Below are 15,600 nucleotides of genomic sequence, written 5' to 3' on the forward strand. Positions count from 1 at the left end.
CGCAGCGCCGAGGCGTTCGAACGAAATCTGTCATCTTGTCCACGTTCCGGTCCCCCCATGACCGGCCCGGTCCTTACGTCTGCAATAGGCAGCGGAGCCCGATCGATTCCGATTTCAGCTTACGACCCTTCATAACCAGGTGTCGCCGATCGGGAACTTTCGGTGAAACAGGCTTTGCCTGGGATGATCGCCCGATTCGACCCGAAATGCTGCGAGAGGTAGCCTAATGATCGCGGATCGTAGACGCCACTGCCAGCGAGGACGCCGCTGCCCTGTATACAGCCGCTGATCCGGCCGAAACCGCGCTGAGCACCCTCAATCCGTATTCAGCCGGTGCTTCATGGCCGCTTCCGGCCCTTTTTCGAGCAGCACGCGGAACCCGTCCTCGTCCAGGATCGGCACCCCGGCCTGCACGGCCTTGTCGTACTTGCTGCCCGGGCTGTCGCCCACCACGACGAACCCGGTCTTCTTCGAGACCGATCCGGTCACCCGGCCGCCCCGCTCGGCGATGGCCTCCTTGGCCTCGTCGCGGCTGAATCCGGTCAGCGAGCCGGTGACCACCACCGTGGTGTTGTCGAGCAGGCGCGGGCCGCCCGCGCCCTCCTCCTCCATGCGCACGCCGGCCGCGCGCCACTTGCGCACGATCTCGCGGTGCCAGTCGACGTCGAACCACTCGCGGATCGAGGCCACGATCGTGGGGCCGATCCCCTCGACGGCCGCCAACTCCTCCTCGGAGGCCTCGGCGATGGCCTCGATGGAGCGGAAGTGGCGGGCCAGGTCCTCGGCCGCGCGGGGGCCCACGTGGCGGATGGACAGCGCCACCAGCACCCGCCACAGCGGCCGCTGCTTGGCCTGCTCCAGCTCCTCGAAGAGCTTCTCGACGGTCTTCTTGGGCTCGCCCTTCTGGTTGGCGAAGAAGGTGACGACCTTGGGCTCGCCGGTCTTGGGATCGCGCTTGGGTTCGGTGGTGTCGGGGTCGAGCACCAGCGACTTGATCGGCAGCAGGTCCTCGACGGTCAGGTCGAACAGGTCGCCCTCGTCGCGCAGCGGCGGGGTCTCGGGGTGGAGCGGCTGGGTCAGGGCGGTGGCCGCCACATACCCCAGCGCCTCGATGTCCAGGGCCTTGCGGCTGGCGATGTAGAACAGGCGCTCGCGGCGCTGGCCGGGGCAGTCGCGGGCGTTGGGGCAGCGGAGGTCGACGTCGGCCTCCTTCTGCCGGCCCAGCGGGGTGCCGCACTCCGGGCAGGTCTCGGGCATGGCGAACGCGCGCTCGGAGCCGTCGCGGCGCTCGACCACCGGCCCCAGGATCTCGGGGATGACGTCGCCGGCCTTGCGCAGCACCACCGTGTCGCCGATGAGCACGCCCTTGCGGGCGACCTCCTGGGCGTTGTGCAGGGTGGCGAACTCGACCTCGGAGCCGGCGACCCGCACCGGCTCCATCACGCCGTAGGGGGTGACCCGGCCGGTGCGCCCCACGTTGACCCGGATGTCCAGCAGGCGGGTGGTGACCTCCTCGGGCGGGTACTTGTAGGCGATCGCCCAGCGGGGCGCGCGGCTGGTGGAGCCCAGCCGGCGCTGCAGGGAGACGTCGTCGACCTTGATGACGACGCCGTCGATCTCGTAGGCGGGGTCGTGCCGGTGCTCGGTGTAGTAGTCGATGTAGTCGCGGACCTCCTGCCGGGTGGTCAGCACCCGGTAGCGGTCGCTGACCGGCAGGCCCCACTCGCGCAGCAGGTCGTAGACGTGGGACTGGTGGGTGAACTCCACCCCGGTGTGCGCGCCCACCCCGTGCACCAGCATGCGCAGCGGGCGGGTGGCGGTGATGCGCGGGTCCTTCTGGCGCAGCGAGCCGGCGGCGCCGTTGCGCGGATTGGCGAAGGGGGTCTTGCCCTCGTCGGCGAGCCGGGCGTTGAGGGCCTCGAACTCCTCGCCGGGCAGGAACACCTCGCCCCGCACCTCCAGCAGCTCCGGCGCCGGGCGCACGGAGTCGTCGAGCCGGTCGGGCACGTCTTCGAGGGTGCGGATGTTGAGGGTGATGTCCTCGCCCACGCGGCCGTCGCCGCGGGTGGCCGCCCGCACCAGGCGGCCGTTCTCGTAGACGAGGTCGACGGCCAGCCCGTCGATCTTCAGCTCGCACAGGTAGGCGTCGATGGGCGCCTCGGTCTCGACGCGGTGCACCCAGGCCTCGAACTCCTCGGCGGAGAAGGCGTTGTCGAGGCTCTGCATGCGCTCCAGGTGCTCGACGGGCGCGAAGTCGACGCTGATGGGCGCGCCGACCTTCTGGGTGGGCGAGTCCTGCGTGATCAGGGAGGGGTGGCGCTCCTCGATGCCGCTCAGCTCGCGCATGAGCGTGTCGTACTCGGCGTCGGAGATGATCGGCTTGCCCAGGTAGTAGCGGTAGCTGTGGTCGTCCAGCTCCTGGCACAGCGCGGCGTGGCGCTCGCGCACCTCGGCGGGGACCCGGTCGTCAGCCGTCGGCTCCTGTGCGCTCACCCTCAGCCGTCCTTTCCGCAGAAACTAGCGCCGTGGCTCGTCGTGCAGCACCCGGGCCGCCTGGCGGCAGGCGGTCAGCGCCGCGCGGGCGTGGTCGGGGCCCGCGGGCCCCAGCCCGCACGTGGGCGTGACGACCACGGCGCGGGAGAGCAGCTCCGGGGCGAATCCGACGCGGTTCCACAGTTCACGTACGGGATCGACGTTAGCCGCAGGGTCCGACAGAATCCCGCCTGCACTCGCCACGACACCGGTAAAAAGACCCACTCCGCTCTCGACCGCGACACCGATGTCCTCGTCCAGCGCGCGGCCGATCAGGGTGGCGTCCAGGCTGACGGCGCGGGCGCCCGAGCGCCGCAGCAGGTCCAGCGGAACATCGGCGGCGCAGCAGTGCGCCATCGGCACGGCGCCGGCCTCGCCCAGCGCGGTGAACAGCTCGCGCAGCCGGGCCTCGACGGCGACGCGGTCGGGGGCCGGAAGCCGCCCGTAGCCGCTTGCCGTGGGCACCGCGCCGGTCAGCACCGCCGGCAGCGACGGTTCGTCGACCTGCACGAGCAGTTCGGCGCCCGGCACGCGCTTGCGCACCTCGCCGACGTGGGCCAGCACGCCCTCGATGTGGGAGGCGGCCAGGTCGGCCACGGCGCCGGTGTCGGCCAGCAGCTTATCGCCGGAGCGCAGCTCGATCGCGGCGGCCAGCGTCCAGGCTCCGGCGACCTGGATCTTCAGCGTCCCCGCGAACTCCTGGGAGTGCTCCTCCAGCGCGTCGAGGTCGCGGGAGAGGTGGCTTTGCGCCCGCTGGAGGTCGCGGCCGGGCCGCTGGGCGACGCGCCAGCCCGAGGCGTGCAGCTCCAGCGGGAGGTCCACCAGCATGCCGCCGGTGCGGCCGATCATGTCGGCGCCGGCGCCGCGCTCGGGCAGTTCGGGCAGGTGCGGCAGTTCGGGCAGTTCACCGAAGACGGTGCGCACCGCCTCGTCGGGTTCGGTGCCGGGGTAGGAGCCGACGCCGGTGTAGCTCGCCACCGGCCAGGGGTATCGCTGCTGCTTCACAGCTCCCCAGGTTAGAGCAACCGCGGGCGCCTCCCGCGGGCGCGGGAGGCGCTGCCGCAGCGGCCGGCGGGCGGCCCGGGGACCGCCCGCCGAGGGGGCTCAAACCTCGCTGATCCCGAACCGCTCGTGGACGCGGCGCAGCGGGCGCGGCGCCCACCAGTTGGCCCGGCCCGCCAGGCGCATGAAGACCGGCACCAGCACGGCGCGGATCAGCGTCGCGTCGACCAGGATGACCAGGGCCATGCCGGCGCCGAGCATGGTCAGGTACATGACCTCCGAGACGGTGTAGGTGGCGAAGGACGCGGCCAGGATCACCGCCGCCGCGGTGATCAGCGGGCCGCTGCGCTCCAGTCCGGTGGCCACCGCCTCGGTGTTGTCGCCGGTGCGGTCGTACTCCTCCTTGATCCGCGACAGCATGAACACCTCGTAGTCCATGGACAGCCCGAACGCGATGCAGAACATCAGCAGCGGGAAGGTGGGCTCCAGGGCCCCGGTGGTGGTGACGCCCAGCAGGCCGGCCAGGTTGCCGTCCTGGAACACCCACACGAGGGCGCCGAACATCACCGCCATGCTCAGCACGTTGAGCACGATGGCCTTGAGCGGCAGCAGCAGGCTGCCGGTCATCAGGAACAGGATGGCGAAGGTGACGATCAGGATGAGCCCGAACACCAGCGGGATGGACGCGACGAGGGCGGCGCGGAAGTCGTTGAGCTCGGCCGGGTAGCCGCCCACCAGCACCTCGGCGGGCGCGTCGGCGGCCCGGACGTCGGCCAGCAGCGCGTCGACCGAGCCGACCCCGGCCAGCGCCTCGTTGGAGGGCACCGCCGAGAACCACGTGGCGTCGGCGGAGGCGAACCGCTCGGAGTGGGGACCGGGCTCGCGCACCCGCTGCCCGTCGACGTAGGTGCCGGTGGCCGCGTCGACCTGGGCCATGCCGTCGATGCGTGAAAGCTCGGCGGCGTAGGCGGCGATGTCGTCGGACCGGCTGCCGTCGCCCGGCAGCCCGGGCGCGACGATCTGCACCGCGTCCATCTCCTCCTGGGCGAAGTTCTCCCGGATGTCCTGCTGCACCTCGCGGCTGGAGGTGCCCGGCGGCAGCACGCGGTCGTCGGGCAGCCCGAAGTTCAGGTTCAGCGTGGGCGCGGCGAGCACCAGCAGCACGGCCAGCGCCGAAAGCCCGTAGAGGGCGGGGCGGCGCATCATCCGCACGGCCGTGGTGTGCCACAGGCGCGCCCCGCCGCCCGAGCCGCTGAGGCTGCGCGTCTGCACGCGGGCACCCAGCCGGGCCAGTGCGGCGGGCATGATCACCAGGGCGGCCAGGACCGAGGTGAGCACCACCCCGGCGCCGGCGTAGGCGAAGGAGCGCAGGAACGGGAACGGGAACAGCAGCATGCACAGCAGCGACACCGCCACCGTCAGACCGCTGAAGAGCACGGTCCGCCCGGCTGTGGCCACCGCCCATTCGACCGCCTCGTGCACCGGCCGCCCCTTGCGCATCTCCTCGCGGAAGCGGTTGATGATGAACAGGCTGTAGTCCACGCCCAGCCCCAGGCCCATCACCAGGGTGAGGTTGGCCGCGAAGGTGGACACCTCGGTGCCCGCGGCGACGCCGCGCAGCAGCGCCAGGGTGGCGATCACCGAGAACAGGCCCATGCCGAGAGTGAGCGCGGCCGCGGGCAGCCTGCGGTAGATGAACCACAGCAGCACGAGCACCAGGGGCAGCACGATCAGCTCGGCCGTGACGAAGTCGCTGCGGGCCTGCTCGGCGGCCTGTCGGAAGACCTCGTCTCCGCCGCCGACGGCCACGGAGATCGGGCCCTGGCCGGTGGTGTACTCCGGCGACAGCTCGCCCAGGCGAGTGCGCGCCTCGGTGACGTCGCCGCCCATGCGCGCGATGATCAGCGCCTGGGTGCCGTCCTCGGAGCGCAGCGCGGGCGACTCGCCGCGCGACCAGTAGGAGGCGACCTCGGCCACCCCCTCCTCGGCGGCGAGGTCGCGCTCGATCGCCTCTCCGGCTGCGCGCACGTCGGCGTCGTCGACGCCGCCCTGGTCGGCGGTGACCAGCAGCAGGAAGTTCTGGGTCCCGGTGCCGAACTCCTCTTCGAGCACGTCGGCCGCGCGCAGCGACTCCGACCCGGGGCTGACGAACCGGCTGAGCACCAGCCGGTCCAGGGTGCCCGCCGCCACGAGGAGGGCCACCAGCGTGGCGACGATCGAGGCGACGACGACCGTCCCCGACCGGCGGGCGGTGAACCTCCCCAGCCGGCGCAGGACGGGGAGCGGGGCTCCGGTCCCCGCGCTTTCGTGGACGGGGCTTCTGGTTATCGACACGGGCTGCCTTCCAGAGGTCTCGCGGGCTGTCACCGACTCCGCCACGTCAGTCAGACATCGATATTATATATTACTAATATAATATGTTAGACATATCGAATTCAACCACCGAAGGAAGACGGGCGTAGAAGGCCGGAACCGGAAGCCCGGACAGCGGTGCACGGCAGCGCGCGGTGGGTGCCGGTGTCGGAAAGCGACACGAAAGCGGCCCGTCCGCGAGCGGACGGGCCGTGTCGGCGGGATGAGCACCGCCGGCCCCGGAGGCGCGGGGTGTCGTCAGGAGGCCCGGGAGTCCTCGGCTGCCTCGGGCGCGGGCTCGGCCGCGGACGCGCTTTCCGCGGCGCGGCGGCGCCGGAGGAGGACCGCGGCGGCCGCGCCGGCGGCGAGCAGCACCGCGGTGGCCGTGACGACGGCGGCGGGCGAGTGCAGGAACAGCTCCCACCACACGGCGATCACCGCCAGGCCGCCCAGGCTGTAGATGGCGGCCCACCCGGCGCAGCCGGGCAGCATGGCAGCCAGGTAGCGCCAGAAGGACATGCGCATGGCGCCGGCGGCCAGGTGGATGGCCGACTGGACGCCCACCGTGGCATACGACACGGTGACCACGGGCGGCCCGAAGCGGTTGATCAGGCGCTCGGCGCGGGCGAGGCGGTCGCCCACGCGTTCGGCGAGCCGGGAGCGGTGCAGCCCCGCGCCCAGGCCGCGGCCGATCCAGTAGATCGTCTGCGTGCGGGCGAAGGCGATGGCGAACAGCGCGGCGTAGACGATCCAGAAGGGCCGGCCGTCCAGGAACCCGTAGTCCATCGCACCCCTCCGCGCTCGCTCGCCGCACCGACCGGCGGCGTGACTATGCTATGCCTTACCTAACTTTGCGGGCAGGGTCGGCGGCGCGAATGCGGGCGGGGCCACTCGGGCGGCCGCGCTCGGATCGGGCGGGCGCTGCGGGGCACGCGCCGGCTCAGCCCGCCGCGGCCGGCTCCCCGCGGCGCGCGGTGGCCGCGATGGTGCCCGACCCCAGCACGGTGTCGCCGTCGTAGAGCACGGCCGCCTGGCCGGCGGCGACGCCCGTGGCGGGTTCGTCGAGGCGGATCACCAGCTCGCCGCCGCGCTGCACCGCCGTGCAGGAGTACACCTCGCCGTGGGCGCGCAGCTGCACCGTGCAGGCAGCGGGCTCGGTGAAGGGCTCGGACCCGCTCCAGACCGGGCGCTCGGCGGTGATCTCGTCGACCCGCAGCGAGTCCCGCGGGCCCACGGTGACCGTGTTGTTCACCGGCTCGATGGAGAGCACGTAGCGGCGCTCGGGGGCGCCGCCCAGGTTCAGGCCTTTGCGCTGGCCGACCGTGTAGGTGTGCGCGCCCTGGTGGGTGCCCAGCACCTCGCCGGACTCGTCCTTGATCGGGCCGGGCCCGCCGCCCAGCCGCCCGTTCAGGAACCCGGCGGTGTCGCCGTCGGCGATGAAGCAGATGTCGTGGCTGTCGGGCTTGTCGGCCACCGCCAGCCCGCGGCGCTCGGCCTCGGCGCGGACCTCGTCCTTGGTGCAGTCGCCCAGCGGGAACATCGCGTGGGCCACCTGCTCGGCGGTGAGCACGCCGAGCACGTAGGACTGGTCCTTGTCGGCGTCGACACTGCGGCGCAGCCGGCCCTCGACCTTGCGCACGTGGTGGCCGGTGCACACGGCGTCGAAGCCCAGCGCGATCGCGCGGTCCAGCACGGCCTCGAACTTGATCTTCTCGTTGCAGCGCAGGCACGGGTTGGGGGTGCGCCCCGCCGCGTACTCGGCGACGAAGTCCTGCACGACGTCGCGGTCGAACTCCTCGGCCATGTCCCAGACGTAGAACGGGATGCCGATCACGTCGGCGGCCCGCCGCGCGTCGCGGGAGTCCTCGGCCGTGCAGCAGCCGCGCGCGCCCGTGCGGTAGGACTGCGGGTTCTTCGAGAGGGCCAGGTGGACGCCGGTGACGTCGTGGCCGGCCTCGGCGGCGCGGGCCGCGGCCACGGCCGAGTCGACGCCGCCGGACATGGCGGCCAGTACACGCAAAGTCATAGCGCCTTCCAGAGTATGCGCCCCGGCGGCCCCGTCTCGACCGCGTCGTACCGACCGCATTGAGCCGGCCCCGCCCCGGCGCCAGGGCCCCTGCCGTGTGGCGCGCCGGCCTTGGGCCTCTGCAAAAATCATGAGCATGGCATTGTTCCGTCGCCGCCGCTCACCGCAGTCCGACTCCGCCGTCGCCGTGGACGAGTTCTGGCGCCGCTGGCCGGAGTTCCGAGCCGCCCTGGCGGCCCGGGTCGACAGCGGCGAGCCGCTGCCCGAGGACGTCGACCGGGGGCTCACCGAGGCCGTCCGGCGCATCCACCCCGACCTGAAGTGGGAGGCCGGCACGGCTCCGCAGGGCTCCGGGCCCGATCCGGGCGGCGCGGGCGACCTCGGAATCGACGAGGACAGCGATCCCGGGCAGCTGCTGGAGCGCCTGGCCGCGCTGGACGACCCGCTGGCGTCGCTGGAAGGCGGCGCGGACCGCGCGCTGATCCTCAGCGCGGGCTCCGACGACCAGGCGCGGGTCCTCACCGAGCGCTGGGCGCGCGCGGCGCCCGAGGAGCCGGGCTGGCGGTTCTACCCGGCCTTCCCCCGCGACCACGGCCGGCTGGACAAGCCCGTCGAGTGGGACGGCCACGAGCTCGACCTGTCCCACTGCACCGTCGCGATGCGGGTGGACCAGCAGCGCAGCAGGGTCGAGGTGGGCGTCTACCATCCCGACTTCATGTTCCTGGCCGATGAGACCCGCACGGGCGTCAGCGACCACGTCGTGATGCTGGCCCTGGGCGAGGACGACTACGTGCGCTGGATCTCCAAGGTCGAACCGCTGGTGGAGAAGCCGCTGGACCCGCTGCCGCCCGCCTCGATGCCCGCGGTGGTGCAGCAGCTCGCCTCGGCCATGGGCAGCGGCGGCTGGGTCACCCTCCAGGGCCGGGTGCCGCTGCGCGGGATCATCGAGATCGCGGTGCGCCACCCGCTGCACCGCCGCGACTTCCCGGCGCTGACCCTGTACGTGCACGTGGCGCTGCCCTACGCCAGCAGCGACAGCGACCGGCTGCCCGCCGAGCCCTCCACCACCGCCCTGGAGGAGTTCGCCGCGGGGCTGCGCACCCTGCTCGGCGACAACGGGGCGCTGCTGGCCCAGCAGACGGCGGGCGGCCAGCGCCAGTTCTACTTCTACCTCGACCCCGACTCCGGCGTCCTCGGCGACTTCGAGGCCGCGGTGCGGGAGTGGGGCGAGGGCCAGCCCACCGTGCAGAGCCGTCTCGACCCCGAGTGGCAGACCGTCGAGCAGCTGATGCGCCCCATCCGCCGCCAGCTGGGGGGCTGAGGGCCCGCCGCGCCGCGCGGGCGTCAGGCCGCGCGGCGCTTGCGGCGTGCGGCGCGGGCGCGCTCGACCGCGGGGCCGATGGCCTCGCCCAGCGCGTCGATGTCGGCGCGGGTGGAGCCCCGGCCCAGCGAGAACCGCAGCGAGCTGCGCGCGGTCTCGGCGTCGGCGCCCATGGCCAGCAGCACGTGGCTGGCCTGGGACACACCCGCCGAGCACGCCGATCCGGTCGAGCACTCGATGCCGTGCGCGTCCAGCAGCATCAGCAGCGCGTCGCCCTCGCACCCGGGGAAGGACAGGTGCGCGTTGCCGGGCAGCCGCCGCGTGGGGTGCCCGTTGAGCACGGCGTCGGGCACGCGCTCGCGCACGGCCGCGACCAGGTCGTCGCGCAGCCGGGCGAGCTCGCGCACGTGGTCCGCGCGCTCGGCCACCGCCAGGCGCAGCGCGGTGGCGAAGCCGCGCAGCAGCGGGGTCATCAGCGTGCCCGAGCGGACGTCGCGCTCCTGGCCGCCGCCGTGCAGCACGGGCACGGGATCGGTGCCGCGGGCCAGCAGCAGCGCGCCGGCGCCCACGGGGCCGCCGATCTTGTGCCCGGTCAGAGTCAGCGCCGAGACGCCGCTGGCGGCGAAGTCGACGGGTTCGGCGCCCACCGCCTGCACCGCGTCGGTGTGGAAGGGGATCGCGTACTCGCGGGCGACGGCGGCCAGTTCGTGCACCGGCTGCAGGGTGCCGACCTCGTTGTTGGCCCACATGACCGAGACGACGGCGACGTCGGCGGGGTTGCGGGCGATGGCGGCGCGCAGGTCCTCCGGCGCCACCCGCCCCGCGGAGTCGACCGGCAGCTCCTCGCAGACGGCCCCCTGGTGCCGGGCCAGCCAGTGCACCGGGTCGAGCACCGCGTGGTGCTCGACGGCGCTGACGAGGATGCGCCGGCGGGCCGGATCGGCCTGGTTGCGCGCCCAGTAGAGGCCCTTGAGCGCGAGGTTGTCGGACTCGGTGCCGCCGCCGGTGAAGACCACCTCGTTGGGGGTGCAGCCGAGGGACTCGGCGATGCTCTCGCGCGCCTCCTCGACGGTGCGCCGCGATCGGCGGCCGGCCCCGTGCAGCGAGGAGGCGTTCCCGAGGCGTCCGAACTCCTCGGTCATGTCCGCGACGGCCTCGGGGCGGACGGCGGTCGTGGCGGCGTGATCCAGGTACACCATGGCGCTTTCCAGGATACGGCGCCGCTGTGGGCACGGTTCCCGCGCCCCGGGCCCCGGGAGCGCGGGGCGGGCCCCGGGCGCACCCGCCCGGGGCCGCACACCGGTGCGCCCGGCCCGCTCAGGGCCTACTTGCGCTTGTTGATCTCCTCGGTGAGCTGCGGCGCGACCGTGTGCAGGTCGCCGACCACACCGAAGTCCGCCAGCTCGAAGATCGGGGCCTCGGGGTCCTTGTTGACCGCGACGATGTTCTTCGAGGTCTGCATGCCGGCGCGGTGCTGGATCGCGCCGGAGATCCCCAGGGCCACGTACAGGTTGGGGCTGACCGTCTTGCCGGTCTGGCCGACCTGGAACTGGTTGGGGTACCAGCCGGAGTCGACCGCCGCGCGCGAGGCGCCGACCGCGGCGCCCAGCGAGTCGGCCAGCGACTCGACCACCGAGAAGTCGTCGGAGCCGACGCCGCGCCCGCCCGAGACCACGATCGCGGCCTCGGTCAGCTCGGGGCGCTCGCCCTTCTCCTGCACGACGCGCTCGACGACCTTGGCGGCCTTGGCGGCGTCCGACAGCTCGACGGAGACCTCCTCCTGCTCGGCGGCGCCCTCGGCGGGCTCGGCCGGCACGGAGTTGGGGCGCACCGCCACGACCGGCACGCCCGAGCGCACCTTGGCGTGGGTGACGGTGGCGCCGCCGAAGACGCTGTGCTCGGTGACCACCTCGCCGGTGACGTCGACCACATCGGTCAGCACGCCCGAACCGAGCTTGACCGCGGTCCGCCCGGCGATCTCCTTGTTCTCCGGCGTGGCGGAGACGAGCACGGCCGCGGCCGACTTCTCCTGCGCCAGGTGGGCCAGCAGCTCGGCCTTGGGGGCCACGACGTAGTCCGCGAGCTCGGCGGGGGCCGTGTAGACCTTCTGCGCGCCGTACTCGGCCAGCTTGGCCGTGCCGGAATCGGCGCCGGCGCCGACCCAGACCGCCGCGGGCTCGCCGATACGGCGGGCGGCCGTCAGCAGCTCGGTGGTGACCTTCTTGACCTCTCCGTCGACGTGGTCGACGAGGACGAGGACCTCAGCCATCTGTCAATCCTTCCTTCGTCTCCGCCGGCCTACACGAACTTCTTCTCGGCGAGGAACTCCGCGGCCTTGACGCCGCCGTCGCCCTCGTCCTTGACGACGGTGCCCGCGGCCCGCGGCGGGGCCGGCGCGAAGTCGACGGTCTCGGTGGCGGCGTTGGCCAGCCCGACCCGGTCGGCCTCGATGCCCGCGTCGGCGATGCCCAGCTTCTCCACCGGCTTCTTCTTCGCCTGCATGATCAGCTTGAACGAGGGGTAGCGCGGCTCGTTGATCTTCTCGATGACCGAGACCACCGCGGGCAGCTGCGCCTCGACGACGTCGTAGCCGTAGTCGGTGGCGCGCTGGACGCGGACGGCCGAGCCGTCGACGTCGACCTTGCCGGCGAGGGTGAGCTGCGGCAGCCCCAGGTACTCGGCCAGCGCGGCGCCCAGGACGCCGGTGCGCGCGTCGGTGGACTCCGAGCCCAGCACGACGAGGTCGAACTCGACGGTGCCCAGCGCCTTGGACAGCGCGTAGGCCGTCTGCAGCGCGTCGGAGCCCTCAAGGGCGTCGTCGACGAGGTGCACGGCCTTGTCGGCGCCCATGGACAGCGCCTTGCGGATGGAGTCGGTGGCCTGGTCGGGTCCCATCGTCAGGACGGTGACCTCGCCGCCGTGCTTCTCCTTGAGGAGCAGCGCCTCTTCGATGGCGTACTCGTCGAGTTCGTTGATGACGCCGTCCGACGCCGCGCGGTCCAGCGTGTTGTCGTCGGGCGAGAGTTTGCGCTCGGTCGCCGTGTCGGGGACCTGCTTGACCAATACGACAATATTCATGGCCGGTGGCCGACCTCCCTGCACTCCCATGCGTCGCCCACTCGGACGGCGCGGGCGCTGGCGCGCCCGTGGCTCCTTCGGGTGCCAACTGCACGTTGCCATCGGATGGCGGGCGGCGTTCCCGTCACGCCTCCCGCCTGCGGATTCTGCTGTACCACCCCGATGTTACTGGCTGGTAGCACCGGGGGCGAACGCGCCCCCGCCACCGCGGACCGCGGGGGCGGTGCGGCACCGCGGCCGGATCAGCCGCCGAAGACCGGCCACCCGGAGGGTCCGCTGCCCATCATCCACCACGACGGCGCGGAGCTGATGCCGTAGGACAGCACCAGCATCGCCAGCAGCACCGTCAGCACGATCACGCCCCAGTAGACATAGGGGCTGCGAACGGTGATGGAGTCGATCGCGGCGCGCGCCTGGCGCACCGCGGGCCGGCCGTTGGGGCCGAGGAAGCTCAGCACCACGACCAGGGTGAAGGCGTAGGAGCCGACGAAGTTGGGCGTGTTCGTGCCATCGCTGGTCAGCAGTGTGATCACGATGCCCACGACGATCCCGGCGAGCAGGTAGCCCAGCCCGTAGACCAGGTTGCGGCCCAGCGTGCGCAGCAGCGCCCAGGGCATGCTCAGCGCGATGACCATGCTGTCGGAGCTGCGCGGCCCGCGGGTCTGCAGCCGCCGGGCGTGCTCGGCCTTGACCGTGTCCAGGGCCCCCAGGACGCTCGCCGTGAGCAGGCCCAGGATGACGCCCGGCACCGGCACCGTCAGGCAGAGGCCGGCGAGGAAGACCAGCACCGGGATCAGCAGCAGCCAGGGCAGGGGGCGCGCCTCCTGCTCGGCGCCGTAGTGGTCCTCGTCGTCGTCGCTGTCGATGTAGTCGCTGAGCCGGTCGCTGCTGGAGCGGCGGAACCGGTCGAACACGCCGCCGGACTCCTCGCCGTAGCCGGAGCGGGCGGCCGGCCGGTTCTCCACCGGGGTGAGGATGTCGCGGAACTCCTCGGGGCGCAGCGTGGAGTTGAAGTACTGCGTGCCCGGCCCCGCGGAGTCGTCGGGCTCGTAGGTGCCGAGCATGCCCGCCTGCTGCGGCGAGCGCGGGTCGTCGGGCTCGGCCCGCATCGTCTGCTCGGGGCCCGCGCCGCCGACCCGGGTCTGGTCGGCGCCGCCCCCGGACACGCGGGTCTGATCGGCGCCGCCGGCCACCCGGGTCTGGTCGGGTCCGCCCGCGGCCATGGTGCGGTCGGCCTCGCCGCCGGACTCCGAGACGGAGGTGTCGCCGCCGGCGGCCGGGCCCGCCAGGGCTCCGGCTCCGCCTCCCGCCCCCGCCGCTGCTCCCGCGGCCATGGCGCCGCCCCAGCCGGCGCCGTCGGCACCGTCGCGGCGCTCGCGAGCCGGCTCGGAGGTGGCGGCCTGCACCGTGTGCTTGCCGGTCAGTCCGCTGTCGACGTAGGAGGCGATCTCCTCGCTCAGGGGCAGGTCGAGGTTGAGCCGGCCGGTCTGGGCGACGAGTTCGGCGGCGGTGGGGCGCGCGGACATGTCGCGCGAGACGGCGGCCTGCACCAGCGGCTGCAGCTCGGGGGGCATGCCGTCGAGGTTGATCTCGCCGTTGAGGATGCGGAAGAAGATGACCTCGAAGGACCCGGAGCCGTAGGGCGGGGTGCCGGTGGAGGCGAAGGCCACCGTGGCGCCCCAGGCGTGGATGTCGGTCGCCGGGCCGAGGTCGGTGCCCTCGATGACCTCCGGGGAGAGGTAGCTGGGTGTGCCCACGAACGTGCCGGTCTGGGTCAGCTTGGCGCCGTCGACGGCGTGGGCGATGCCGAAGTCGATCACGATCGGCTCGCCGTTGGAGATGATGACGTTGCCCGGCTTGAGGTCGCGGTGGATGACGTCGGCGGCGTGGATGTCGTCGATGGCGCGCGCCAGGCCCGAGATGAACCGGGTCAGCGCCCTGCCGCGCAGCGGGCCGTGGTCGGTGACGGTGGAGTCGAGGGTGGGGCCGGGGATGTACTCGGTGACGACCCAGGGGAGCTCGGCGTCGGTGTCGGCGTCGATGACCTCGGCGACGTTGGGGCTGTGCACGCGGCGCATGGTGGCCACCTCGCGCGCGAGCCGGGCGCGGGCGACGTGGTCGCCGGCGACCTCCGAGCGCAGCACCTTCACCGCGACGAGCCGATCCTGCCGGGGGTCGACGGCTTGGTACACGACACCCATGCCGCCTTGGCCGATCCGGCGGCGGATCATGTAGGGGCCGACGCGTTCCGGCAGCTCCTCGCCCTCGGGGAAACCTGCCGACATTGCCATTGCGAATTCATCCCCTCAAACCTGGCACACCACGACATCAAGCCTATCCGCTGGGGATGGCCGGGCCGGAGACGCGGAACCCGGCCGACCGGCCGGAGACGCCGCCGCTCGCGCCGCACAGCGATCACGTTTGCCGCGGCGGAGGATTCCGGCCGCGGACCGTTCCCAGGCAAAGCTAGCCGGACCGCCCGGACGCGGGAAGACCGCAGCGGCGATCAGGCCGCGAGCGGCCGCTGTCCGAGCGACCACACGAGTATGACGCACGTTTCGGGGGGTGTGGTTCCGGCGCGGGCGCGCGGTGCGCGCGCGGGGCGGTGCGGGCCGCCGGTGCGGCGCGGACCGCGCCCCGCTGCCGCGCCGAGTGCGCCGGGCGGCCGCCGACCGCGGGAGGCGCCGGTCAGTCGGTGCGCACCCCGAGGCCCGAGAGCGTCTCGGCGTTGGGCAGTTCGGCCAGGTCGGCACCCGGCAGCACGAGCTTGGACGCGCGCAGGCCGCTGCCGATCACCACGTGGCCGGCCTCCAGCACCGCCTCGTCGACCAGAACCGGCCACTCCTGCGGCAGGCCGATGGGGGTGATCCCGCCGTACTCCATGCCGCTCGCGGCGACGGCCTCCTCCTGGGGCGCGAAGGAGGCCTTGCGGGCGCCCAGGTGGCGCCGCGCGACGCCGTTGACGTCGGCGCGGGTGGTGGCCAGCACGATGCACGCCGCCATGCGCACCCGGCCCGCCCGCTTGGCCGCGATGACCACGCAGTTGGCCGAGGCGCCCAGCGGGATCCCGTAGGTGGCCGCGCAGTCGGCGGTGTCGGCCAGCTCGGGGTCGATGGGCGCCGCCAGCACCCGCTCGGCGGGCCCCCAGCCGTCCAGTCCGGCCGCGACCGGCGCGGCCAGCAGGTCGGGGCGGTCCCGCGCCGGTTCGGTCTTCAGTCCCCACATGTCGTTCCTCCCCTTCGCGCGGGTCGCGGACAGGGCGGCGCCGCTTCGGGCCGGCCGCGACTCC

Annotated in this window: 11 protein-coding genes; 1 reads left to right on the forward strand and 10 read right to left on the reverse strand. The window is 73.1% G+C overall.

What is annotated here, in order from left to right:
• Window positions 1-315: 315 nt before the first annotated feature.
• From ligA to mnmA, 5 genes are all read right to left on the reverse strand, one after another.
• On the reverse strand, window positions 316-2,493 hold the full coding sequence (ligA, locus tag FZ103_RS16280; RefSeq protein WP_186356390.1) for an NAD-dependent DNA ligase LigA: 2,178 nt from the start codon (window positions 2,491-2,493) through the stop codon (window positions 316-318).
• A gap of 24 nt (window positions 2,494-2,517) precedes the next feature.
• Window positions 2,518-3,537: a methionine synthase gene (locus FZ103_RS16285; RefSeq protein WP_186356391.1), complete on the reverse strand. Its 1,020-nt coding sequence runs from the start codon at window positions 3,535-3,537 to the stop codon at window positions 2,518-2,520.
• A 99-nt stretch (window positions 3,538-3,636) separates the two neighbouring features.
• Complete coding sequence (locus FZ103_RS16290; protein WP_343233563.1) at window positions 3,637-5,868, reverse strand: MMPL family transporter; 2,232 nt, start codon at window positions 5,866-5,868, stop codon at window positions 3,637-3,639.
• A 276-nt stretch (window positions 5,869-6,144) separates the two neighbouring features.
• Window positions 6,145-6,672 carry a DedA family protein gene (locus FZ103_RS16295; RefSeq protein WP_156002329.1) on the reverse strand — a complete coding sequence of 176 codons (528 nt, stop codon included), beginning with the start codon at window positions 6,670-6,672 and terminating at the stop codon, window positions 6,145-6,147.
• Window positions 6,673-6,826: 154 nt separating this feature from the next.
• Window positions 6,827-7,912: a tRNA 2-thiouridine(34) synthase MnmA gene (gene mnmA / locus FZ103_RS16300; RefSeq protein WP_186356392.1), complete on the reverse strand. Its 1,086-nt coding sequence runs from the start codon at window positions 7,910-7,912 to the stop codon at window positions 6,827-6,829.
• Between the two features lie 136 nt (window positions 7,913-8,048).
• Between mnmA and FZ103_RS16305 the strand changes: the two genes are divergently transcribed.
• Entirely contained in the window at window positions 8,049-9,233 is a 1,185-nt protein-coding gene (locus FZ103_RS16305) for a DUF695 domain-containing protein (protein WP_156002330.1), read from the forward strand.
• 23 nt (window positions 9,234-9,256) lie between these two features.
• Here FZ103_RS16305 and FZ103_RS16310 read toward each other — a convergent pair whose 3' ends face one another.
• The 5 genes from FZ103_RS16310 to FZ103_RS16330 all read right to left on the reverse strand — a co-directional run bounded on the left by FZ103_RS16310 (window position 9,257) and on the right by FZ103_RS16330 (window position 15,536).
• Window positions 9,257-10,432 (reverse strand): cysteine desulfurase family protein, encoded by a 1,176-nt coding sequence (locus FZ103_RS16310; protein ID WP_156002331.1) that lies wholly within the window; start codon window positions 10,430-10,432, stop codon window positions 9,257-9,259.
• Between the two features lie 125 nt (window positions 10,433-10,557).
• Window positions 10,558-11,502 (reverse strand): electron transfer flavoprotein subunit alpha/FixB family protein, encoded by a 945-nt coding sequence (locus tag FZ103_RS16315; RefSeq protein WP_156002332.1) that lies wholly within the window; start codon window positions 11,500-11,502, stop codon window positions 10,558-10,560.
• Window positions 11,503-11,531: 29 nt separating this feature from the next.
• Window positions 11,532-12,311 (reverse strand): electron transfer flavoprotein subunit beta/FixA family protein, encoded by a 780-nt coding sequence (locus FZ103_RS16320; protein WP_186356393.1) that lies wholly within the window; start codon window positions 12,309-12,311, stop codon window positions 11,532-11,534.
• A gap of 242 nt (window positions 12,312-12,553) precedes the next feature.
• Window positions 12,554-14,602 carry a serine/threonine-protein kinase gene (locus tag FZ103_RS16325; RefSeq protein ID WP_255430045.1) on the reverse strand — a complete coding sequence of 683 codons (2,049 nt, stop codon included), beginning with the start codon at window positions 14,600-14,602 and terminating at the stop codon, window positions 12,554-12,556.
• A 397-nt stretch (window positions 14,603-14,999) separates the two neighbouring features.
• Window positions 15,000-15,536: a YbaK/EbsC family protein gene (locus FZ103_RS16330; protein ID WP_156002333.1), complete on the reverse strand. Its 537-nt coding sequence runs from the start codon at window positions 15,534-15,536 to the stop codon at window positions 15,000-15,002.
• Window positions 15,537-15,600: the final 64 nt, after the last annotated feature.

The organism is Streptomonospora sp. PA3 (assembly GCF_009728995.1).
In the GTDB taxonomy this organism is placed as follows: domain Bacteria; phylum Actinomycetota; class Actinomycetes; order Streptosporangiales; family Streptosporangiaceae; genus Streptomonospora.

Coding starts and splice junctions, on each gene's coding strand:
- mnmA (WP_186356392.1), bottom strand. CDS start 7,912: ATGACTTTGCGTGTACTGGCCGCCATGTCCGGCGGCGTCGACTCGGCC.
- FZ103_RS16315 (WP_156002332.1), bottom strand. CDS start 11,502: ATGGCTGAGGTCCTCGTCCTCGTCGACCACGTCGACGGAGAGGTCAAG.
- FZ103_RS16330 (WP_156002333.1), bottom strand. CDS start 15,536: ATGTGGGGACTGAAGACCGAACCGGCGCGGGACCGCCCCGACCTGCTG.
- FZ103_RS16295 (WP_156002329.1), bottom strand. CDS start 6,672: ATGGACTACGGGTTCCTGGACGGCCGGCCCTTCTGGATCGTCTACGCC.
- FZ103_RS16305 (WP_156002330.1), top strand. CDS start 8,049: ATGGCATTGTTCCGTCGCCGCCGCTCACCGCAGTCCGACTCCGCCGTC.
- FZ103_RS16310 (WP_156002331.1), bottom strand. CDS start 10,432: ATGGTGTACCTGGATCACGCCGCCACGACCGCCGTCCGCCCCGAGGCC.
- FZ103_RS16320 (WP_186356393.1), bottom strand. CDS start 12,311: ATGAATATTGTCGTATTGGTCAAGCAGGTCCCCGACACGGCGACCGAG.
- FZ103_RS16325 (WP_255430045.1), bottom strand. CDS start 14,602: ATGGCAATGTCGGCAGGTTTCCCCGAGGGCGAGGAGCTGCCGGAACGC.